The sequence below is a fragment of the Burkholderia puraquae genome (assembly GCF_002099195.1).
GTDB classification, from domain to species: Bacteria; Pseudomonadota; Gammaproteobacteria; order Burkholderiales; family Burkholderiaceae; genus Burkholderia; species Burkholderia puraquae.
In genome coordinates, this window is sequence record NZ_NBYX01000021.1 from 92,567 (window position 1) to 113,836 (window position 21,270).

A 21,270-nucleotide genomic window follows, 5' to 3' on the forward strand; every position below is an offset into this window, starting at 1 on the left:
GCGCCGGCATTGCTGCGCCGGCGCCCGCTCATTCCTGGCCCGGTCGGGCGGCCGTCATGCCCGCATTAGACCAGCACGCGCTCGATCCCGCCATTGTTCGCGCGTGCGACATAATCGGCCATCCAGTTCTCGCCGAGCACCTGGCGCGCGATTTCGACCACGATGTAGTCGGCTTCGAGGTTCGCGTCCTCGCTGTAGCGCGACAGGCCCTGCAGGCACGACGGGCAGCTCGTCAGGATCTTCACGTCCGGGCCGTTCGCGGCCGCGGCGGCCGGCGCCGGCGCATCGCCGGCCACCACGGGAATCGCGCGCAGCTTCGCGGCGCCCTTGCGGATCTCCTCTTCCTTGCGGAAGCGGACCTGCGTCGAGATGTCCGGGCGCGTGACCGCGAGCGTGCCCGATTCGCCGCAGCAGCGCTCGTTCTTCTCGATCTTGTACCCGTCTTTCTCCGCACCCATCAGCTCGTTGACAAGCTTCACCGGGTCCATCGTCTTGATCGGTGTGTGGCACGGGTCGTGATACATGTAGCGCGTGCCCGTCACGCCGTCGAGCTTCATCCCCTTCTCGAGCAGGAACTCGTGGATGTCGATGATCCGGCAGCCAGGGAAGATCTTGTCGAATTCGTAGCCGGCGAGCTGGTCGTAGCAGGTACCGCACGACACGACCACCGTCTTGATGTCGAGGTAGTTCAGCGTGTTCGCGACGCGGTGGAACAGCACGCGGTTGTCGGTGACGATCTTCTCTGCCTTGTCGTACTGGCCCGAACCGCGCTGCGGATAGCCGCAGCACAGGTAGCCCGGCGGCAGCACCGTCTGCACGCCGGCTTCCCACAACATCGCCTGCGTCGCCAGACCGACCTGCGAGAACAGGCGCTCGGAGCCGCAGCCCGGGAAGTAGAACACCGCCTCCGAATCGACGGTGGTCGATTTCGGGTTGCGGATGATCGGCACGATCTTGTTGTCCTCGATGTCGAGCAGCGCGCGCGCCGTCTTCTTCGGCAGGTTGCCCGGCATCTTCTTGTTGACGAAGTGGATCACCTGCTCGACCACGGGCGGCTTGCCGACCGTCGCCGGCGGGTGCTGCGTCTGCTTCGTCACGACCTTCTTCAGCATGTCGTTCGCGAAGCGCTGCACCTTGTAGCCGACGCCCATCATCACGCCGCGCGCGACGTTGATCGTCTGCGGGTTGGTCGCGTTCAGGAAGAACATGCCCGCCGCATTGCCGGCGTTGAATTTCTTCTTGCCCATCTTGCGCAACAGGTTGCGCATGTTCATCGTGACGTCGCCGAAGTCGATCTTCACCGGGCACGGCGTCGCGCACTTGTGGCACACCGTGCAGTGGTCGGCCACGTCGTTGAACTCGTCCCAGTGCTTGATCGACACGCCGCGGCGCGTCTGTTCTTCATACAGGAACGCCTCGACCAGCAACGACGTCGCGAGGATCTTGTTGCGCGGGCTGTACAGCAGGTTCGCGCGCGGCACGTGGGTCGCGCACACCGGCTTGCACTTGCCGCAGCGCAGGCAGTCCTTCACCGAATCGGCAATCGCGCCGATGTCGGACTGCTTCATGATCAGCGACTCGTAGCCCATCAGCCCGAAGCTCGGCGTATAGGCATTGCGAAGATCGGCGCCTTCGAGCAGCTTGCCCTTGTTGAAGCGGCCGTTCGGGTCGACACGCTGCTTGTACGCGCGGAATTCGGCGATCTCGTCGTCGGTCAGGAACTCGAGCTTCGTGATGCCGATGCCGTGCTCGCCGGAAATCACGCCGTCGAGCGAGCGCGCGAGCGTCATGATGCGTGCGACCGCCGCGTGGGCGTCCTGCAGCATCTCGTAGTTGTCGGAGTTGACCGGCAGGTTGGTGTGGACGTTGCCGTCGCCCGCGTGCATGTGCAGCGCGACGAACACGCGGCCGCGCAGCACCTGCTTGTGGATCGCCTGCGCCTCGTCGAGGATCTGCTTGAACGCGCCGCCGTTGAAGATCGCGCGCAGCTCCGCGCGGATCTCCTGCTTCCACGAGATGCGCACGGTGCGGTCCTGCGTGATGTGGAACACGGTCGCGCCCGGCTGCTCGTCCGCGCGGTCGGCGAACTTCTCGGCGAGCGCCTCGTAGCCGAGCTGCACGAGGTAGTGCTGCGCCTCGCGCAGCGGCTGGTCGAGCCGGTCGCGCACGAATTCCCAGCGCGCACGCACGCGCTTGAGCAGCTCCAGCGCCTGCTGCACGCGATCCTCGAGCAGCTCGGCGCTCGGGATCTCGTTCGCGTCGTCGGTCTTGCCGAGCGGCAGGTTGCCGGCGCGGAAAAACGCCTCCAGCGCGTCGACGAGCTGCAGCTTGTTCTTCAGCGACAGCTCGATGTTGATCCGCTCGATGCCGTCGGTGTACTCGCCCATCCGGTTCAGCGGGATGACGACGTCTTCGTTGATCTTGAACGCGTTCGTATGCTTCGCGATCGCGGCCGTGCGGCTGCGGTCGAGCCAGAAGCGCTTGCGCGCCTCCGCGCTGACCGCGACGAAGCCTTCGCCGCTCTTGCCGTTCGCCATCCGGATCACTTCGGACGTCGCTTGCGCGACCGCATCGGCATCGTCGCCGACGATGTCGCCGATCAGCACCATCTTGGGGAATGAATTGCGCTTGCTCTTGGTCGCGTAGCCGACCGCGCGCAGGTAGCGCTCGTCGAGGTGCTCGAGGCCCGCGAGGATCGCGCCGCCCTGCTTCGACGTCTCGAACAGGTAATCCTTGATCTCGACGATGCTCGGGATCGCCTCGCGCGCCTGGCCGAAGAATTCGAGGCAGACGGTGCGCGTGTGCGCGGGCATCTTGTGCAGCACCCAGCGCGCGGACGTGATGAGCCCGTCGCAGCCTTCCTTCTGCACGCCCGGCAGGCCGGCGAGGAACTTGTCGGTCACGTCCTTGCCGAGCCCTTCCTTGCGGAACCGGCGGCCTTCGATCTCGAGCATTTCGGTGCGCAGCAGCTTCTCGCCCGGCGCATGCGCGCCGTCGAACCACTTCAGCTCGAAACGCGCGACCGCGATATCGTGGATCTTGCCCTGGTTGTGCTCGTGGCGCGTGACTTCGAGCCAGTTGCCGTCCGGGTCGACCATCCGCCACCAGGCCAGGTTGTCGAGCGCGGTGCCCCACAGCACGGCCTTCTTGCCGCCCGCATTCATCGCAACGTTGCCGCCGATGCACGATGCGTCGAGCGAGGTCGGATCGACCGCGAACACGTAGCCGGCCGCTTCCGCCGCCTCGGTCACGCGGCGCGTGACGACGCCCGCGCCGGAGAAGATCGTCGGCACCTTGTGCGCGACGCCCGGCAGCTCGGTCAGCTCGACCGCGCCGAGCTGTTCGAGCTTCTCGGTGTTGATCACCGCGGAGAACGGCGTGAGCGGCACCGCGCCGCCCGTGTAGCCGGTGCCGCCGCCGCGCGGGATCACGGTCAGGCCGAGCTCGAAACAGGCCTTGATCAGCCCCGCGATCTCGGCTTCGGTATCGGGGGTCAGCACGACGAACGGGTATTCGACGCGCCAGTCAGTCGCGTCGGTCACGTGCGACACGCGCGACAGCCCGTCGAAACGGATGTTGTCCTTCTGCGTGCAGCGGCCGAGCGCCTTGGTCGCGCGGCGGCGCAGGTCGGCCATCTTCTCGAATTCGTCGGCGAACTCGTTGACCGCGCGCTGCGCGGCGGTTTCGAGCATCTCGACGCGCGATGCGCGCTCGCGGCCCGCATCGTCGCGGTGCTCGGTGAGATCCGCGCTGCGGCGCTTGCCGATCTCGGTCAGGCGGTGGTTCAGCGCCTCGATCAAGAGCGCGCGGCGCTTCGGGTTGTCGAGCAGGTCGTCCTGCAGGTACGGGTTGCGGCGCACGACCCAGATGTCGCCAAGCACTTCATACAGCATCCGTGCCGAGCGGCCCGTGCGGCGCTCGGCGCGCAATTCGTCGAGCACCGACCACGCCTCTTCGCCGAGCAGGCGGATCACGATCTCGCGATCCGAGAAGGACGTGTAGTTGTAGGGAATCTCGCGCAAGCGGGGCGCGGGGTCGGCGGCGACGGCGGCGGCCGCGCCATGCGGATCGAAAACTTGTGGTGCGTTCATGTTCGGACGACTCGGAGGGCCGATACACCGTGCACGGGCGTCGGCAAGCGCGTGGGCGCAATCTTGGGGAAATCTGTTCTGTTACCAGGCGCGCGGCTGTCCTTCATGGGGCCGGAGCGGGCGACTCGCCCCTCCTGGCCGGCGACAGGGCCTGGCGGCACTCGGAACCATCAGCACGATCGCGCGCGGCGCGCATGCCGTTCGGCCGCGGGGCTGGCTGCGCGCGGTGCCGGCTTCAACGGTGCGATCCGAGGGTGCCTCTGCATCTTCCGATCCTTGATTCAAAACGGAATTCTAACCCATGATCGCGCCATGCGTGACACGTCGGACAGGTCGTGGGGCTATCGCCGCGAGCCGCGCCAGGCCTGGCTCGGCGCGATTTCGTGCGACCATTCGCCGTCCGTCCGGTCGGTAACCACGCGGTTAAACCGGTAAAAAAGGGCGGTGCGAGCTCGCCGACGCACCGTCCGCACGGCCCTGCGAGCGCGCGCTCGGCATGCCGCTTGCATGCGGGCGGACCCTTGGCGCTATCATTGTCGTTTTACCGTCTGCCTCCGCACTGCACGCGAGCACCCATGGCATCCCACGATTACCTGAAGAAAATCCTCACCGCGCGCGTCTACGACGTCGCGATCGAGACGGAACTCGAACCCGCCCGCAACCTGTCGGCCCGGCTGCGCAACCCCGTCTACCTGAAGCGCGAGGACAACCAGCCGGTGTTCTCGTTCAAGCTGCGCGGCGCGTACAACAAGATGGCGCACATTCCGGCGGACGCGCTCGCGCGCGGCGTGATTACCGCGTCGGCCGGCAACCATGCGCAGGGCGTCGCGTTCTCGGCGGCCCGGATGGGCGTGAAGGCGGTGATCGTCGTACCGGTCACGACGCCGCAGGTGAAGGTGGACGCAGTGCGCGCGCACGGCGGCCCGGGCGTCGAGGTGATCCAGGCCGGCGAGTCGTACAGCGATGCGTATGCGCATGCGGTCAAGGTGCAGGAAGAGCGCAGCCTCACGTTCGTGCATCCGTTCGACGATCCGTATGTGATCGCGGGCCAGGGCACCATCGCGATGGAAATCCTGCGTCAGCACCAGGGCCCGATTCACGCGATCTTCGTGCCGATCGGCGGCGGCGGGCTCGCGTCCGGCGTCGCCGCGTACGTGAAGGCGGTGCGCCCGGAGATCAAGGTGATCGGCGTGCAGGCCGAGGATTCGTGCGCGATGGCGCAGTCGCTGCAAAAGGGCGAACGCGTCGAGCTGAGCGAAGTCGGCCTGTTCGCGGACGGCACCGCGGTGAAGCTCGTCGGCGAGGAAACCTTCCGGCTCTGCAGCGAATTCCTCGACGGCGTCGTGACGGTCGACACCGACGCGCTGTGCGCGGCGATCAAGGACGTGTTCCAGGATACGCGCAGCGTGCTCGAGCCGTCAGGCGCGCTCGCGGTGGCTGGCGCGAAACGCTACGCGGAACGCGAAGGCATCGAGAACCAGACGCTCGTCGCGGTCACGTCCGGCGCGAACATGAACTTCGACCGGATGCGCTTCGTCGCCGAGCGCGCGGAAGTCGGCGAGGCACGCGAAGCCGTGTTCGCGGTCACGATCCCCGAGGAGCGCGGCAGCTTCAAGCGCTTCTGCTCGCTCGTCGGCGACCGCAACGTCACCGAGTTCAACTACCGGATCGCCGATGCGCAGGCCGCGCATATCTTCGTCGGCGTGCAGATCAAGCGCCGCGGCGAATCGGCCGAGATCGCCGCGAACTTCGAATCGCACGGCTTCAAGACCGTCGACCTGACGCACGACGAACTGTCGAAGGAACACATCCGCTACATGGTGGGCGGCCGTTCGCCGCTCGCGCTCGACGAGCGCCTGTTCCGCTTCGAATTCCCGGAACGGCCGGGCGCGCTGATGAAATTCCTGTCGTCGATGGCGCCGGACTGGAACATCAGCCTGTTCCACTACCGCAACCAGGGCGCGGACTACAGCTCGATCCTCGTCGGGCTGCAGGTGCCGCAGGCCGATCGCGTCGAATTCGAACGCTTCCTCGCGGCACTCGGCTATCCGTATGTCGAAGAGAGCGCCAACCCGGCGTACCGGCTCTTCCTGTCGTAAAGGCTTCGTGCAATGAATCCCGAACATTCCCCGCTCGGCAAGGCCACCGTCTATGCCGCCCAGTACGACGCGTCGCTGCTGTTCCCGATCCCGCGCGCCGGCGCGCGCGCGCAACTCGGCATCACGTCGGCGCTGCCGTTCTTCGGCACCGACATCTGGAACGCGTACGAACTGTCGTGGCTCAACACGCGCGGCAAGCCGCAGGTCGCGGTCGCGACGTTCTACGTGCCGGCCGAATCGCCGAACATCGTCGAATCGAAGTCGTTCAAGCTGTATCTCGGCTCGTTTGCCCAATCGAAGTTCGACTCGGTCGACGCGGTGCGCGACACGTTGAAGCGCGACGTGTCGGCCGCGTGCGGCGCGAGCGTATCGGTGCAGCTCGTGTCGCCGCACGATTTCGGCAAGCTCGAGATGGAAGAGCTCGACGGGCTGTCGCTCGACCGGCTCGATCTCGACACCGACGTGTACGAACCCGATCCGTCGCTGCTGACGGCGGCCGACGGCGAGAACGAAGCACCGGTCGAGGAAACGCTCGTGTCGGACCTGCTGCGCTCGAACTGCCCGGTCACGGGCCAGCCCGACTGGGGCAGCGTGCAGATCCACTACGTCGGGCCGCAGATCGACCACGCGGGCCTGCTGCGCTACATCATCTCGTTCCGCAACCACACGGGCTTTCACGAGCAGTGCGTCGAGCGGATCTTCCTCGACATCATGCACGCGTGCAAACCGGTGAAGCTCGCGGTGTATGCACGCTATACGCGCCGCGGCGGGCTCGACATCAACCCGTTCCGCACGAACTACAACCAGCCGATGCCGGATAACGCACGGACGGCGCGGCAGTGACGGCGGCGGGTGGTCGCCGCGGTTCGCAGTTGGCGACGCACGGCGGTAACCCCTGATCAAACAGCCCGGCCGGATTCAACCGGCCGGGCTGTTTTTCATTGCGCGGAAACGCGCTAAGGGCCCTCACCCACTCACCGGCCGCTCCGGGAGAATCTCCACCAGGCGCAACAGGTAGCCGTCGGGATCCTGCACTAGCATCTCGACCTGGCCATGCTCGATTTCGTCCTCCCGATACCAGGACGTGCGCGGCTGGACGAACAGCGTCACGCCCGCGGCGCGAATCCTGTCGAGGATGGGGTCGAGCGCATCGACCTCGATCTGCAGATTGATCCCGCGCCCGAACGGCGGCTCCAGCGGGCCGGTCAGCCAGCCCCCCGGGCTGTACTGCTCGAGCATCAGCTGGGCCCGCCCGAATTCAAGATAGACGAACCCGTCTTCCGGACGCTCGAAGCGGATCCGGAATCCGAGCACGTCGCGATAAAAGCGAACGCTATCGGCAAGATCCGAGCAGATCAGCTCCGGCACCAGTGCAGCCCATTCCATGCATGTCATCTCCGTAAGGTCATGTGGCACATTACCCGAACGGACGGGATGCGTTGCGGCGGTTGCCACCTCGAGCGCCCCGCCCGCCGGTCGACCCGCGGCCGCAGATGAAAAAGGGCCCGCACATGAATGCGCCGGGCCCGTTGCGTAGCGGCTCGCCGTGGCCGCTTTACTTCACCGGCGGCTTGTAAGCGATGCAATCGACCTCGACCTTGCAGTCGATGACCATGCTCGACTGCACGCATGCGCGTGCCGGCGGGTTCTCGCCGAAGTACGACACGAACACCTTGTTGAACGACGCGAAATCGCGCGCATCGTCGAGCCACACGCCGCAACGCACGACGTGCTCGAGGCCGTAGCCGGCTTCCTTCAGGATCGCGATCACGTTCTCGATCGTCTGCTTCGACTGCGTGACGATCCCGCCTTCGACAACCTCGCCGTTCACCATCGGCGTCTGGCCCGACACGTACAGCCAGCCGTCGGCCTCGACCGCACGCGCGAACGGCATCACCTGGCCGCCCGTGCCCTTCGCTTCGCCTACGCCATATCGCTTCATCGTTTCACTCCTTGTGTGTCGACCGGAGCCAGCGCGTCAGCACCGGCTCCGGCCCATGCAACGCACGGTTGCGGATGCGCGCACCGACGATGGCACGCGCGGCAGATCGGAACAACAACCGCGTTCAGAACGCGGCGTCGGCACTCGCCGGCACGCGCTCGCCGCGCGCGACGAAGCCGCCGGCGCGCTCGCCGGTCGGCTGGCCGTTCTCATAAGTCAGCACGCCGTTCACCCACACGGCATCGATCCCGTGCGCGGGTTGCTGCGGCTTCTCGAACGTCGCGGCATCGATCACGCTTGCCGGATCGAACAGCACGAGATCCGCGTGGTAGCCCACGTGCACCTCGCCGCGCCGCGCGATCCCGTAGCGGCGCGCGGACAGCGACGTCATCTTGCGGATCGCCTCCTCGAGCGGCAGCAGGTTCGTGTCGCGCACGTAGTGGCCGAGCACGCGCGGGAACGCGCCCCACAGCCGCGGGTGCGGCAGCGGATCGTTCGGCAGGCCGTCGGAGCCGACCATCGTCGCGGGATGCGACAGGATCCGGCGCACGTCGTCCTCGGACATGTTGTGGTACACGGCGCCCGCCGGGCGGATCCGCTGCGCGGCTTCCTGCTCGGTCACGCCCCAGTCGGCCGCGATCGCCTTCAGCAGCTTGCCGGCGACTTCCGGATGCGGCTCCGACCACGTGATCGTGATGTCGATGTCGCCCGTCACCTGCTTCAGGTCGAGCGTCGACGAGCTGCGGCTGTACGGATAGCAGTCGCAGCCGACCGGCTGGTAGCGGCGCGCGCCTTCGAGCGAGGCAAGCACCTCGGTGCTGCGCCCCCAGTTCGACGGGCCCGCGCACTTCAGGTGCGAGATCACGACCGGCACGCGCGCATGGCGGCCGACCTGGTACGCCTCTTCCATCGCATCGAGGATCGCGTCGAACTCGGTGCGCATGTGCGTCGTGTACAGCGCGCCCGCGTTCGCGAGCGGCTCGGCGAGCGCCATCACCTCCTCGGCCGGCGCCGCGAACGCGGAGCCGTACGCGAGGCCCGACGACAGGCCGAGCGCCCCGTTCGCAAGTGCCTCCTCGAGCTGCGCGCGCATGCCGGCGATCTCGCCGTCGGTCGCCGCGCGGTCGAGGCGGTCCATCTGGTTGTTGCGCAGCGCCGTGTGTCCGACGAGCGCCGCGACGTTCACGGCCGGACGCGCGTCGTTCACGGCCGCGACGTAGTCGGCAAAGGTCGGGTACTGGAACGCACCGCGCTCGCCGAGCAGGTTCATCGGGTCGGGCGGATCGCCCGCGAGCGTCACCGGCGACGCGCTGATCCCGCAGTTGCCGACGATCACGGTCGTCACGCCCTGCGAGATCTTCGGGATCATCTCCGGCGCGCGGATCACGTGCGTGTCGTCGTGCGTGTGCACGTCGACGAAACCCGGCGCCAGCGCGCGGCCGTTCGCATCGACGACGTTCTCGGCCAGCCAGTTCGACAGGTTGCCGATCGCAGCGATCAGGCCGTTGCGGATCGCGACGTCGCGCGTGACGGGCGGCGCACCGGTACCGTCGTACAGCTGCGCGCCGACGATCAGCGTATCGGCGGCTTCGGGATGCGAATGCATGGTCAGTCTCCTACCGGTTGACGGTCTCCGCCGCCGCGGTGCGCATCGAGCGCGTGCTTGATGCGGCGCAGCGATTCTCGGCCCGCATCGCCGAGCCGCAATGCGACTCCGGTGACGAGCACGTCGATCGCCATCATCATCGCGTAGCGCGATGTCGACGGCTTGTAAATGAAATCGGTTTCGAACGCGACGACCGGGATCAGGTGGTCGGCCAGCTTCGCGAGCGGCGACGCCGGCGCGGTGATCGCGATCAGCGTCGCGCCGTAGCGCTTCGCGAGCCGGCAGCTCTCGAGCAGCTCGGGCACGCGGCCGCTCACCGACAGCGCGACGACGACCGTGTCGCGCGACAGCGTCGCGGCCACCATGCGCTGCAGCAGGCTGTCCTGGTAGCTCGCGACCGGCCGGCCGAAGCGCACGAGCCGGAAGCGCAGCTCGTCGGCGAGCGCGGTCGAGCCGCCGCCCTGCCCGTACACGTAGGTCATTTTCGCGCCGGCGAGCAGGTCGGCCGCTTTCTCGAACGACGTATTGCGCAGCAACTGGTGGTTGTGCGCGAGCGCGACGCGGATCTCGTCGTAGACCATCGACGCGGGGCTCGTATCGTCGGCCGGTGCGTCATCGGACGGCACGAGAAAACGCCGGCCGACGGCCGCTGCCTGCGCGACCAGCACCTTCAGTTCGCGCACGTCGCGGCAGCCGACAGCCTTCGCAAAACGCGTGACCGTCGCAACGCTGACCTCCGCGTCGCGCGCAAGCGCGCCGATGCTCGCATGCGCGGCGCGCGCCAGGTCGGCGAGGATGAACGCGGCGACCTTGCGCTCGGCTTCGCGCAGCTCGGGCGCGCATTCGGCGATCCGGGCAACGATGTCGAGGACCGGCGGAGCGGCCGGAGCCGGATGGGGCTCGGCCGCGAGCGGAGCGGACGGGGTGGCGGGCGTATTCATCTGCGGAAAAGGGTGCGAAGCTCGATGTTACTAAATAACATCACCGCGCCGATGCTACTTTCTGTACCATCGGCGTGTCAACTTCAGTGCAATGCATAGTGATGATGGAGCGGGATGACATGAAAGTTACAAACTATCAGGAAGCGACGATCGATCCGTTCGGCAAGGGTCTCGGCAATCTGCCGAGCGCGAGCGTGCCGCTCGGCGACGCAGGCCGCCTCGAGTGGAACCTGCTTGCCGAAGACGTCAGCCTGCCGGCCGCCGTGCTTTACGAGGACCGCATCGAACACAACCTGAACTGGATGCAGGCTTTCGTCCAGAAGTACGGCGTCAAGTTTGCGCCGCACGGCAAGACGACGATGGCACCGCAACTGTTCCGCCGCCAGCTCGACGCCGGCGCATGGGGCATCACGCTCGCAACCGCGCACCAGACGCAGGCCGCATATCACGGCGGCGTGCGGCGCGTGCTGCTCGCGAACCAGCTGGTCGGCCGCCAGAACATGACTATCATCGCCGGGCTGCTGTCGGATCCCGACTTCGAATTCTTCTGCCTCGTCGATTCGGCGGAGAGCGTCGACCAGCTCGGCAGCTTCTTCGGCGCACTGAAGAAGCCGCTGAACGTGCTGCTCGAACTCGGCGTGCCGGGCGGCCGTGCGGGCGTGCGCGATGCCGCACAGCGCGAGGCCGTGCTCGCCGCGATCGCACGCTATCCGGACACGCTGAAGCTGGCCGGCATCGAACTCTACGAAGGCGTGCTGAAGGAGGAAGGCGAGATCCGCACGTTCCTGCAGGAAGCGGTCGCGCTCACGCGCGAGCTGGCCGAAGCAGGCCGCTTCGCGCGTACGCCGGCGATCCTGTCCGGCGCCGGTTCGGCGTGGTACGACGTGGTCGCGGAAGAATTCGCGAAGGCGTCGAATGCCGGCTTCGCGGAAGTCGTGCTGCGTCCGGGCTGCTACCTGACGCACGATGTCGGCATCTACAAGAAGGCGCAGACCGACGTGTTCGCGCGCAACCCGATCGCACGCACGATGGGCGAAGGGCTGCTGCCCGCGCTGCAGCTGTGGGCCTACGTGCAGTCGGTGCCGGAAGCCAATCGCGCGATCGTCGCGCTCGGCAAGCGCGACGCGGCGTTCGACGCGGGGCTGCCGGAGCCGGCGCGCCACTTCCGCCCGGGCCGCGACACCGCACCGCGCGACGTCGCCGCCGCAGAAGGCTGGGCCGTCACCGGGATGATGGACCAGCACGCGTACCTGCAGATCCCGCCGGGCGCGGACGTGAAGGTCGGCGACATGGTCGCGTTCGACATCTCGCACCCGTGCCTGACGTTCGACAAGTGGCGCCAGGTGCTCGTGCTCGATCCGCAGTTCCGCGTGACGGAAGTCGTCGAAACCTTCTTCTGACGCACATCGCGCGCACCGCCCCGCCGCTCGCGCGGGGCGGCCGTCACGCGCGCTTCAAGCGGCCGGAGTACACTGCGCTTTCGTCCTCGGGGCCCCAGGCGGGCGTTGCACTCGCCTGCCGCGTGCGGGCCCTCAACGCAGCTCCACTGGAGAAAGCCATGGCCGCGAAGAAGATCCTGTTCCTGACCGGCGATTTCGCCGAAGACTACGAAACGATGGTGCCGTTCCAGGCACTGCAGGCCGTCGGCCACCACGTCGATGCAGTCTGCCCGGGCAAGCGCGCGGGCGACAAGATCAAGACCGCGATCCATGATTTCGAGGGCGACCAGACCTACACCGAGAAGCCCGGCCACCAGTTCACGCTGAACGCGGCGTTCGACGACGTCGACGCATCGCGCTACGACGCGCTCGCGATCGCGGGCGGCCGTGCCCCCGAGTACCTGCGACTCGATCCGAAGGTGATCTCGCTCGTGCGCGAGTTCGCCGAAGCCGGCAAGCCGATCGCCGCGATCTGCCACGCGGCGCAACTGCTCGCGGCCGCCGACGTGATCCGCGGCAAGCGCATCTCGGCCTACCCGGCCTGCGCGCCCGAGGTGAAGCTCGCGGGCGGCGAATATGCGGATATCCCGGTCGACGCGGCCGTGACCGACGCGCCGTTCGTCACCGCGCCCGCATGGCCCGCGCATCCGGCCTGGCTCGCGCAGTTCCTCGCGCTGCTGGGAACGCGCATCGAGCTTTGAACCTGAAGTGGAATTGAGATGAGATGAAGGGCCGGGCCGGCGGCGTATTCGCGCCGCCCTGCCCCGCGCTTCAGCGCGCGGCCGGCGTCGAGCCGACGTCCGCGATCCGCGACTCCAGCATCGCCAGCGCGCCCGACAGCGCATTCAGCACGTCGTCCGGCAATTGCGCCATCGTCTGGTCGAGAAACGCCTTGCGGCGCGGCAGGCATGCGTCGAACGCGGCGCGGCCGTCGTCCGTCAGCGTCACGTTGGTCACGCGATTGTCGCGTGCGTCGGATTCACGCTGGATCCAGCCGAGCGCGTCGAGCGACTTCAACTGGCGCGTGAGCGCGCCCGGATCGACGCGCAGCACTTCGACGAGCTTCTTCTGCGACGAATGCCCGCCCATCGTGTGCAACGCAACCATGATGCGCCAGCGCGGCATCGGCTGCCCGACATGCGTTTCGAACGCGGTCATGAACGCGCGATACGTGCGTCCGAATTGCTGCAAGATCGCGACGCGGTCCTGTTCTTCCATGCGCTCAGTTCTACTCGTTCAATCGTTCAGTCGGCCGCGACATGCGGTTCGATCTTGTGCCGCAGTGCGATCGGCGGCACGCGGCGGCACTGCCATACCGACACGACGGCGACGACGGCCGCCATTGCCACGCCCAGGTGAATCGCGCCGACGAGCGATTCGCGGGCCGCTTCCAGCAGCAGCGCGCCATTATGCCCGGCACGCGTCAGCTCCGCGACAAGGCCGCCCTGCGCGGCGCGATCGATCAGGATCTGCGGATCGGCGAGCTGCGCATGCCACTGCATCGCATGGTCGGCCGACAGCGCATCGCGCACGCCGCCCGAGTACATCTGGTTGACGAGCGTGCCGGTCAGCGCGGTGCCGATCATCCCGCCGACCATCCGCAGCGACTGCAGCAGCGCCGTCGCGATGCCGAGGTGCTCGCGGCCGGCCGTCTGCTGCGCGAATACGGTGAGGTTCGGCAGCACGAAGCCGAGCCCGATGCCGCCCGCGACCATCAGCGCCATCAGCACCCACTTCGGCGTCGTGTGGGTCGACACGACGATACCCGCGCAGGTGATCGCGAACAGCACGAAACCGACGTGCAGCATCGCGTTCGGATTGCGGATGCGCGTGACGACACGGCCGTTCATGATGCTGCCGATCGTGATGAACACGACGAGCGGCGTGATCACGAGGCCCGCCTCCTTCGGCGACATCCCGAACCCGCCCTGGAACAGCAGCGGCGCGTAAAACAGCAGCGAGAACATCGAGAAGCCGGCGAGGATCGCCAGCACGAAGAGCGCCGACAGCGCGCGGTTGCCGAACATGTCGAACGGCAGGATCGGCTGCGCGCAGCGCCGCTCCCAGTGCCACAGGCCGAAACCGGCCGCAACCGCGACGACGAGCAGCAGCGACGCCCAGCTCGCGACGCCATACTTCGGCAGCCATTCGACGAACAGCTGCAGCGCGCCGAGCGACAGCGCGATCAGCAGCGCGCCCGGCCAGTCGAGCCGCATCTTGCGATCGTGCTCGACGTGGCGCAGGTGCGGCAGGTAGCGCCACACGAACAGCAGCGACAGCAGGCCGACCGGCAGGTTCACGTAGAACACCGAGCGCCAGCCGAACGACTGGGTCAGCACGCCGCCGAGCGACGGCCCGACCGCGTTCGCGATGCCGAACGCGGAGCTCATCAGCACCTGCCAGCGCAGCCGCACGACGGAATCGGGGAACAGGTCGGGAATGCATGCGAACGCGGTGCCGACCAGCATCCCGCCGCCGATCCCCTGCAGCCCGCGCGCAAGCACGAGCATCAGCATGTCGTTCGCCATCCCGCACAGCACGGACGCGCCGGTGAACACGACGATCGACGCGATGACGAACGGCTTGCGTCCGTAATAGTCGCCGAGGCGGCCGAAGATCGGCACCGTGATCACGGAACTGAGCAGGTACGACGTTGCGACCCATGCGTACAGGTCGAAACCCCTGAGCTCGGCGACGATGGTCGGCAACGCGGTGCCGACGACGGTCTGGTCGAGCGCAACGAGCATGGTGACAAATGAGATCCCGATCATCGCCAGCAGCGATTCGCGGAATGGCAGGACTTGCCCGCTCGAATGATGGGCGGCAGTATGGACAGCCATTTTTTGTTGGCGCAACTTTTGACGAGTCAAACAATCTCAAAATTCTAGCATGCCGGAGTAATCTAGGCTGGCGACGGTCAAACCGACTCAGACCGCCAAGGAGAAAGATGGAACCGATTTCAATCACCCCCGCGACCACGCTGTCGCCGGACGATCGGGACGCGCTGTGGCGCGCGAAGCAGGTGCTGGAAAGCCCGTCGCTGACGATGAAGCTGACGGGCATGCTGGGCGCGCCGGTCGAGAAAATGATCGCCCGGCTGCCGGATTTCGCGACCGGGAAGATCAACGACGCGACACAGCTCGCGCTGCGCAAGTGCCTGAACATCGCGCTGCGTACGCTCGGCAAGCCGCCCGCGCCGGACGCCGAACCCGACAAGCCGAGCAACCTGCTGCACAAGCTTGCAGTCGCGACGACCGGCGCGGCGGGCGGCGCATTCGGCTTTCTCGCGCTGCCGGTCGAGCTGCCGGTGACGACGACGCTGATCTTCCGCTCGGTGTGCGACATCGCACGCAGCGAGGGTGAAGACCTGAGCTCGGTCGATACGCAGTTGCAATGCCTGGCCGTGCTCGGCATGGGCGGCAACCCGGACAAGCAGGAAGAGGACGCCGATCTCGGCTATTTCGTGCTGCGCGGCGCGCTCGCGCAGGCGATCTCGAAGGCATCGTCCGACATCACGACGAAGGGTATCGCCGCGCACAGCTCGGCGGCCGTGTTCAAGCTCGTGCAGACGGTGGCGTCGCGCTTCTCGGTCCAGGTAACCGAGCAGATGGCCGCGAAGTCGATTCCGGCGATCGGCGCCGTGCTCGGCGCGACCGTCAATACGCTGTTCATCGACCATTTCCAGCAGATGGCGCACGGCCACTTCACCGTCCGCCGGCTCGAGCGCAAGTACGGCTCGGTGGCCGTCAAGGCCGCCTATCAGGCGATCGACGCCTCGCCGGCGCGCTGAATCGCACGCTCGACCGCGACGCGGCGCAGGAACGCGGCCGCGCGGTCGAGCGCGTCGCGCGCTTCCGGCACCATTGGCGCGTACAACTGCCATACGTGCGGCATGTCCGGCCACACCTCGATCTCCACCGCCACGCCGGCCGCCTTCGCCTTCTCGGCGACGCGGCGCGAATCGTCGAGCAGCACCTCGGTGCTGCCGACCTGGATATACAGCGGCGGCAGGCCCGCGAAGTCCGCATAGAGCGGCGATGCGTACGGATTCGTCCCCGGCTCGTCACCCAGGTACAGCTTCGCGGCCTTCGGCAGCGCCGCGCCCGCGAACATCGGATCGGCGCCATCGTTCGTGCGCAGCGTGGCCCCGGTGGCAGCCAGGTCGGTCCACGGCGAGAACAGGATCGCGCCGGCCGGCAGCGGCTCGCCGCGGTCGCGCAGCGCAACGAGCGTCGCAAGCGCAAGGCCGCCGCCCGCCGAATCGCCACCGAGCACGATCGACTCGGGCGGCGTGCCAAGCGCCAGCAGTTGCCGGTACGCGGCCAGCGCATCGTCGAGCGCGGCCGGGAAACGGTTTTCGGGCGCCAGCCGGTAGTCGAGCGAGAACGAGCGCACGCCCGCACGCTTCGTCAGGCCGAACACGAGCGGGCGGTGGGTCTTCGTCGAACAGAAGTAATAGCCGCCGCCGTGAAAGTACAGCAGCGTGCGGCCGGGCCCGCGACCCGCGCCCGCGTCGGTGCGTTCGAGCCATTCGCCGCGCAGCGGTGCGTCGCCCGCGCCGTAGCACTGGCGCAGCCGGTAGCCCGATGGCGCGCGGCGCGGCACGATCATCCGCAAGTCGGTAAAGCGCCGCGCGCGGGCAGGATCGAGCACCTCGCGCGTGGTCTCGGGACGGAACTGCCAGCGCAGCAGCCAGCAGGCAAACTTGCTTTGCCAACTCATCGGACGCACTCCGTAATCGCAGTGTGACGATGGTACGTGCGATCGTTCCCGCACCGCTCGACAGGTACCTCTATACCAAACGCCGGCGCTCAGTTCGCCGGCATCACCTGGCCGCGGATCTCGCCGGCCGGGTGCTCCTTCGTATGGACGTTGAAGTACCACTTGCCGCCCATCAGGTCGGTGACCTGCGCGTCGGTGAGCTCCTTCGAGCCCTTGATCGGGCTCGCCAACTCGCCATTCGGAATCGGCACCTGCACGCCCGCGTTCTGGCCGACCGGCGCGGGCCCGTGGAAATGCGCGGCGGTAGCCGGCCCCGTGAGGTGTTCGTAAGTGACCTTCCATTGCAGCATGTGCGTGGCCGTATCGTAGGTGGCCTCGACGTCGCCCGAACCCTTGGTCGCCGTCGGCGGCACTTCGCTCGACGGCTGGAGATTGGCGGACAGGCGCACCGTTTCGGCGGCGGCGCTGCCGGCGGCCAGCACGCCCGCGAGTAACGCGACCTGGAGCAAACGCAGCTTGAGCATGGACTCTCCTTGTACGACGTTGTACGCCGCCCGAGCGGGGGCGTTGATAGGATGGTAGTCGATCGCCACCGGTCCGGGAGTCCGCCGAACGGCCATGCAGCGAATCGCCGCACCGCGCTCGGCCGACCATCTCGCACAGCGCACGACGCATGAGTCTGCGTCAACCTGGAATGGACCTTTGCAGCCAGATGACTGAATCGGCGCGCGGCCTTTCGCTACACTTCGTCTCACAGTTGCTTGTTTCCTTCGTCCGAAGGAGTCTGCGAGTATTCACGCGGCCACCCGGCCGCGTTTTTTTTGCGCGCCGCCGGACCCGGTCCGCACCGTACCAAGCACGAAGAAGCGATACCGCCGCTTCACGTCACGCGCGATAACCGGGATCGATGCGATCGACGATACGCTGCAGCGCATCGAACGCGTCCTGCCCCGCGCCATGCTTCGGATCGAAATTCAGCGAATCGCGCACGCACGCTTCGAGCACGGGTGGCGCGATCGGCAGCGCGTCGCCGATCGCATGCGTGGCGACCTGCACCTCGCACGCGCGGTTGAGCAGCCACATCAGCGAGAACGTCTGCGCGAGCGTCGCGCCGATCGTCACGGGCCCATGGTTGCGCAACAGCAGCACGGGCCGCCCGCCGGCGCTCTCGACGATGCGCCGCCCCTCTTCGAGATGCACGGTAATGCCCTCGAAGTCGTGATACGCGATCTTCCCGTACAACTGCGCCGAATAGAAATTCGAGAACGACAGCCCGTCGCGCGAACAGCAGACGGCCATCGTGGGCGTGGTATGCACGTGCATCACGCAGTGTGCATCGGGCAGCGCCGCATGGATCGCGCTGTGGAACGTGAAGCCGGCCGGATTGATCGGCCAGTCGGAATGACCGATCACGTTGCCGTCGATGTCGATCTTCACGAGGTTCGACGCGCACACCTCGCGGTAATGGAGCCCGAACGGGTTGATCAGGAAATGCCCGTCCTCGCCCGGCACGCGCAGCGAGATATGGTTGTAGATCAGCTCGGTCCAGCCGAGATGATCGAAGATGCGGTAAGCCGCTGCGAGCTGCACGCGCGCCTGCCATTCGGCTTCGGAGAAACGGGCGGGACGCGTGAACGGCTGGTTCGGGACACGTTGCATGGGAGAACTCCGGTTGCGGATGTGCGCGGCACGCGTGGCGCGCGCCGCCCGGCGGCACCGTCTTGCGCGCCATACTAGTTGCGCACACAACCATATCACCTTTCCGCGCGCGCCCGAAACGCGGGTTTAGCCGGAGCGCTTCCGTCCCCCTAAAGCTGGTCGTCGACCGGCAGCAGCATGAAGACGCCGGTCATCAGGTTGCGCAGCAGCCCCGCGTGCGGATCGACGTGATAGGTGGTCGGCTGGCCGTTGTCGATGCCCGTCCACTCGAGTTCGGGCGACCCGCCGCCCGCCGGCGTCACGAGGCTCACCCGGTAGCTGTCATCCGGCTGCGTCACGCGCGCGAAGATCGTCGCAACCTGCTGCGCGAGCGCCGGGCTGTGGATCACGAGCGCCAGTTCGGTATTCAGGTGCGCGGAGCGCGGATCGAGATTCATCGATCCGATCACGAGGATCTTTCGGTCGATTACGTACGCCTTCGCATGCAGGCTCGCCCGCGAGCGCGACCCGAACAGGCGGGCGCGCTGCCGGCCGGGCTGCGCCTTGAACTCGTATAGCTCGACGCCGTGCTGCAGCAGCGGTACGCGGTACGGCCCGTAGCCGGCCTGCACGGCGACCGCGTCGGTCGCGGCGAGCGAATTGGTCAGGATCGCGACGCGCACGCCACGCGCAGTCGTCTCGCCGAGGATCTTCACGCCCGCGTCGTGCGGCACGAAGTACGGCGAGAAAGCGAGGAATTCCTGCTGCGCACCGCGCGTGAGCTCGACCAGGCGCTGCATCGGCGGGCTCACGTATGCGTCGGTCGGCTGCGCGACCTTGTCGGGCGCGTCGACCTTGAACTCGGCCGGTGCCCACACGAGCGCGAGCTCGTCGCGCGCGATCTGCTGCGCGAGCGGCGTCGCGTTCAGCGGCTTCGCGTTGTACGGATCGGCGTTCTGGCGCCAATGGCTGCGCAGTTCGTCGCGCGTCGCGTCGAGGTCCTCCGGATTGAACGACTGGTGATTCAGCACGCGCAGCGGATAGCTGCTCGCGCTCGACCAGTAGGTGTCGAAGCTCGCCGAGACGTCGTTCGTCACGGGGCCCGCGGCAAGCACGTCGAGATCGCGGAACTGCAGCGTCGGGCTCGCGTTGAAGTATTCGTCGCCGAGATTGCGGCCGCCGACGATCGCGATCTGGTTGTCCGAAATCATCGCCTTGTTGTGCATCCGGCGCGTGAAGCTGTCGATGCGCGTGAAGAAATCGGCCGTGCGCTCGACCATCCCCTGCTGCGACGCGCCGAACGGGTTGAACACGCGGATCTCGATGTTCGGGTGCGTGTTCAGCGCGGCCATGATGCGATCGATGTCACGGAAATTCAGGTCGTCGACCAGCATCCGTACACGCACGCCGCGATCGGCCGCGTACAGCGCCGCGGCGAGCAGCAGCTTGCCGGTCGTGTCCTCGGTCGCGATGTAGTACTGCATGTCGAGCGTTTTCGTCGCGGCGCGCGCGAGCGCGATGCGCATCTGCAGCGCCTCGGCGCCTTCCGGCAGCAGCCGGAAACCCGACTGGCCCGGATGCGCGGCCTCGGGTGCGGCCAGCGCGTCGCGCAGCGGCGTCGCGGTATCGGGCGGCAACGCGTGGGTAACCGGGCGATCGAGCGTGGTGGCGGGCGGATGCGTCGCACACGCGGCGACGAGCGACAGCAGTACGCCGACGGCCAGCACGCGGGCCGGGCGGCATGCGGCGCGCCACGACAGCGCGGCCGGTGCGCGCCGGATCAAAGACGTGAACACGGAAACTTCCTCGACTGGCGGAACAAAGGGCCCGCATGCGCCGCGGCGCGCGGCTGGCGCGCGGTTCCGGCCGATTCTAGTGGGCGCCGGATGAACCGGTCAATCGCGCGGGCGGCACCGACCGGGCTTCGGGCCGCTGACTTGCTCCGGCCTGCCGGGTATCGATGCCCGTCGCGCCGCAGATGCCCGCCGGACAGGCCGCACATCGAAGCGGTCCGACCAATCTCAGGCCCCATCGCCGCTATGCTCGAAATGGCTGCGCACATAGTCGATATGCGTCTGCATCGCGGTGCGCGCCTCCTCGGGCCGATGCGCGCAGATCGCGTCGCACACGACGCGGTGCTGCAGCAACAGCAGCTCGGACGCCTGCTCGTCGTGCGTCGTCATGCCCGCCACGTTGATCGAGATGTGCTCGCGCAGCATCCCGATCACGCTCGTATGCAGGTGCAGGAACATCGTGTTGTGCGACGCGAGCGCGATCGCCTCGTGCAGCTTCGCGTCGGTCGCGGCTTCGACGGCCGCGGCGCCGTTCGCGTGCGCCGTTTCGAGCTCGCGCAGCAGTGCACGGATCCGGCGCCGGTCGTTCGCGTCGGCGCGCAGCGCGGCGAAATACGCGGTCGCGCCTTCGAGCACGCGCCGGAACTCGAGGATGTCGTCGCGCAGCGCGGGGTGGTCGGCGACCAGTTGGCCCCACGGCGACGCGATGCCGGCACGCAACTGGTCCGTCACGTAGACGCCCGCGCCGCGCCGGCTCTGCAGCAGCCCGCGCGCGACGAGCCGCTGGGTCGCTTCGCGCACCGTATTGCGCGCCACCCCGTATTGCTGCGCGAGCACGCGCTCGGCCGGCAGGCGTGCGCCGGCCGGCCAGGTGCCGTCGAGCAGCGCCGTCTCGATCTTGCGCATCACCACTTCGGTCCGGCCCCGTGCCGTCATCGCTGCCATCGTCGCGTCTCCCTGCGGAATGCGTGCCGCGCCGATTGGCCCAACCAATTTGAG

At 67.5% G+C, this 21,270-nt stretch carries 17 protein-coding genes; 5 read left to right on the plus strand and 12 right to left on the minus strand.

All coding sequences use genetic code 11. The annotated features are described in order from the left end of the window. Positions 1 to 65: 65 nt before the first annotated feature. Positions 66 to 4,091, minus strand: coding sequence for a DUF3683 domain-containing protein (locus B7G54_RS30370; protein ID WP_085042380.1), 4,026 nt, complete (start codon positions 4,089 to 4,091; stop codon positions 66 to 68). Positions 4,092 to 4,666: 575 nt separating this feature from the next. Between B7G54_RS30370 and ilvA the strand changes: the two genes are divergently transcribed. After that, positions 4,667 to 6,190, plus strand: a complete 1,524-nt coding sequence (ilvA, locus tag B7G54_RS30380; RefSeq protein ID WP_085042382.1) for a threonine ammonia-lyase, biosynthetic — start codon at positions 4,667 to 4,669, stop codon at positions 6,188 to 6,190. A 12-nt stretch (positions 6,191 to 6,202) separates the two neighbouring features. After that, positions 6,203 to 7,033 (plus strand): NADPH-dependent 7-cyano-7-deazaguanine reductase QueF, encoded by an 831-nt coding sequence (gene queF, locus B7G54_RS30385; protein ID WP_085042383.1) that lies wholly within the window; start codon positions 6,203 to 6,205, stop codon positions 7,031 to 7,033. Between the two features lie 123 nt (positions 7,034 to 7,156). Here queF and B7G54_RS30390 read toward each other — a convergent pair whose 3' ends face one another. From B7G54_RS30390 to B7G54_RS30405, 4 genes are all read right to left on the minus strand, one after another. Continuing rightward, entirely contained in the window at positions 7,157 to 7,576 is a 420-nt protein-coding gene (locus B7G54_RS30390; protein WP_085042384.1) for a bleomycin resistance protein, read from the minus strand. A 169-nt stretch (positions 7,577 to 7,745) separates the two neighbouring features. After that, positions 7,746 to 8,132: a RidA family protein gene (locus B7G54_RS30395; protein ID WP_050016655.1), complete on the minus strand. Its 387-nt coding sequence runs from the start codon at positions 8,130 to 8,132 to the stop codon at positions 7,746 to 7,748. Positions 8,133 to 8,256: 124 nt separating this feature from the next. Next, complete coding sequence (locus B7G54_RS30400) at positions 8,257 to 9,738, minus strand: N-acyl-D-amino-acid deacylase family protein (RefSeq protein ID WP_085042385.1); 1,482 nt, start codon at positions 9,736 to 9,738, stop codon at positions 8,257 to 8,259. 2 nt (positions 9,739 to 9,740) lie between these two features. Continuing rightward, complete coding sequence (locus B7G54_RS30405) at positions 9,741 to 10,679, minus strand: MurR/RpiR family transcriptional regulator (protein WP_085042386.1); 939 nt, start codon at positions 10,677 to 10,679, stop codon at positions 9,741 to 9,743. 119 nt (positions 10,680 to 10,798) lie between these two features. Here B7G54_RS30405 and B7G54_RS30410 point away from each other — a divergent pair, with 119 nt between their 5' ends. Both B7G54_RS30410 and B7G54_RS30415 read left to right on the plus strand, forming a co-directional pair. Continuing rightward, positions 10,799 to 12,079, plus strand: a complete 1,281-nt coding sequence (locus tag B7G54_RS30410; RefSeq protein ID WP_085042387.1) for an amino acid deaminase — start codon at positions 10,799 to 10,801, stop codon at positions 12,077 to 12,079. Between the two features lie 158 nt (positions 12,080 to 12,237). Further along, positions 12,238 to 12,819, plus strand: coding sequence for a DJ-1/PfpI family protein (locus B7G54_RS30415; RefSeq protein ID WP_021161332.1), 582 nt, complete (start codon positions 12,238 to 12,240; stop codon positions 12,817 to 12,819). 70 nt (positions 12,820 to 12,889) lie between these two features. Here the strand turns inward: B7G54_RS30415 and B7G54_RS30420 are convergent, their stop codons facing one another. Next, the gene (locus B7G54_RS30420; RefSeq protein ID WP_085042388.1) at positions 12,890 to 13,336 is read right to left on the minus strand and encodes a MarR family winged helix-turn-helix transcriptional regulator; all 447 of its coding nucleotides are present in this window, start codon (positions 13,334 to 13,336) and stop codon (positions 12,890 to 12,892) included. Positions 13,337 to 13,362: 26 nt separating this feature from the next. Beyond that, complete coding sequence (locus tag B7G54_RS30425; RefSeq protein WP_085042389.1) at positions 13,363 to 14,958, minus strand: MDR family MFS transporter; 1,596 nt, start codon at positions 14,956 to 14,958, stop codon at positions 13,363 to 13,365. 107 nt (positions 14,959 to 15,065) lie between these two features. Between B7G54_RS30425 and B7G54_RS30430 the strand changes: the two genes are divergently transcribed. Beyond that, positions 15,066 to 15,908, plus strand: coding sequence for an EcsC family protein (locus tag B7G54_RS30430; protein WP_085042390.1), 843 nt, complete (start codon positions 15,066 to 15,068; stop codon positions 15,906 to 15,908). Here the strand turns inward: B7G54_RS30430 and B7G54_RS30435 are convergent. The 5 genes from B7G54_RS30435 to B7G54_RS30455 all read right to left on the minus strand — a co-directional run bounded on the left by B7G54_RS30435 (position 15,878) and on the right by B7G54_RS30455 (position 21,216). Next, on the minus strand, positions 15,878 to 16,840 hold the full coding sequence (locus B7G54_RS30435; protein ID WP_085042391.1) for an alpha/beta hydrolase: 963 nt from the start codon (positions 16,838 to 16,840) through the stop codon (positions 15,878 to 15,880). The two genes, B7G54_RS30430 and B7G54_RS30435, sit on opposite strands and share 31 nt — an antisense overlap. Before the next feature lie 89 nt (positions 16,841 to 16,929). After that, positions 16,930 to 17,364, minus strand: coding sequence for a CHRD domain-containing protein (locus B7G54_RS30440; RefSeq protein ID WP_085042392.1), 435 nt, complete (start codon positions 17,362 to 17,364; stop codon positions 16,930 to 16,932). A 361-nt stretch (positions 17,365 to 17,725) separates the two neighbouring features. Continuing rightward, positions 17,726 to 18,499, minus strand: coding sequence for a class II aldolase/adducin family protein (locus B7G54_RS30445; protein ID WP_048242764.1), 774 nt, complete (start codon positions 18,497 to 18,499; stop codon positions 17,726 to 17,728). A 149-nt stretch (positions 18,500 to 18,648) separates the two neighbouring features. Then, positions 18,649 to 20,274 (minus strand): phospholipase D family protein, encoded by a 1,626-nt coding sequence (locus B7G54_RS30450; RefSeq protein ID WP_085042393.1) that lies wholly within the window; start codon positions 20,272 to 20,274, stop codon positions 18,649 to 18,651. Between the two features lie 225 nt (positions 20,275 to 20,499). Then, on the minus strand, positions 20,500 to 21,216 hold the full coding sequence (locus B7G54_RS30455) for a FadR/GntR family transcriptional regulator (RefSeq protein WP_085042394.1): 717 nt from the start codon (positions 21,214 to 21,216) through the stop codon (positions 20,500 to 20,502). Positions 21,217 to 21,270 lie beyond the last annotated feature (54 nt).

What these genes read in the sequence shown, in the direction of transcription:
- B7G54_RS30445 (WP_048242764.1), bottom strand. Translation starts at nt 18,499, where the DNA reads ATGCAACGTGTCCCGAACCAGCCGTTCACGCGTCCCGCCCGTTTCTCC.
- B7G54_RS30440 (WP_085042392.1), bottom strand. Translation starts at nt 17,364, where the DNA reads ATGCTCAAGCTGCGTTTGCTCCAGGTCGCGTTACTCGCGGGCGTGCTG.
- B7G54_RS30405 (WP_085042386.1), bottom strand. Translation starts at nt 10,679, where the DNA reads ATGAATACGCCCGCCACCCCGTCCGCTCCGCTCGCGGCCGAGCCCCAT.
- B7G54_RS30435 (WP_085042391.1), bottom strand. Translation starts at nt 16,840, where the DNA reads ATGAGTTGGCAAAGCAAGTTTGCCTGCTGGCTGCTGCGCTGGCAGTTC.
- B7G54_RS30420 (WP_085042388.1), bottom strand. Translation starts at nt 13,336, where the DNA reads ATGGAAGAACAGGACCGCGTCGCGATCTTGCAGCAATTCGGACGCACG.
- queF (WP_085042383.1), top strand. Translation starts at nt 6,203, where the DNA reads ATGAATCCCGAACATTCCCCGCTCGGCAAGGCCACCGTCTATGCCGCC.
- B7G54_RS30425 (WP_085042389.1), bottom strand. Translation starts at nt 14,958, where the DNA reads ATGGCTGTCCATACTGCCGCCCATCATTCGAGCGGGCAAGTCCTGCCA.
- B7G54_RS30410 (WP_085042387.1), top strand. Translation starts at nt 10,799, where the DNA reads ATGAAAGTTACAAACTATCAGGAAGCGACGATCGATCCGTTCGGCAAG.
- B7G54_RS30415 (WP_021161332.1), top strand. Translation starts at nt 12,238, where the DNA reads ATGGCCGCGAAGAAGATCCTGTTCCTGACCGGCGATTTCGCCGAAGAC.
- B7G54_RS30430 (WP_085042390.1), top strand. Translation starts at nt 15,066, where the DNA reads ATGGAACCGATTTCAATCACCCCCGCGACCACGCTGTCGCCGGACGAT.
- B7G54_RS30400 (WP_085042385.1), bottom strand. Translation starts at nt 9,738, where the DNA reads ATGCATTCGCATCCCGAAGCCGCCGATACGCTGATCGTCGGCGCGCAG.
- ilvA (WP_085042382.1), top strand. Translation starts at nt 4,667, where the DNA reads ATGGCATCCCACGATTACCTGAAGAAAATCCTCACCGCGCGCGTCTAC.
- B7G54_RS30395 (WP_050016655.1), bottom strand. Translation starts at nt 8,132, where the DNA reads ATGAAGCGATATGGCGTAGGCGAAGCGAAGGGCACGGGCGGCCAGGTG.
- B7G54_RS30455 (WP_085042394.1), bottom strand. Translation starts at nt 21,216, where the DNA reads ATGGCAGCGATGACGGCACGGGGCCGGACCGAAGTGGTGATGCGCAAG.
- B7G54_RS30390 (WP_085042384.1), bottom strand. Translation starts at nt 7,576, where the DNA reads ATGGAATGGGCTGCACTGGTGCCGGAGCTGATCTGCTCGGATCTTGCC.
- B7G54_RS30370 (WP_085042380.1), bottom strand. Translation starts at nt 4,091, where the DNA reads ATGAACGCACCACAAGTTTTCGATCCGCATGGCGCGGCCGCCGCCGTC.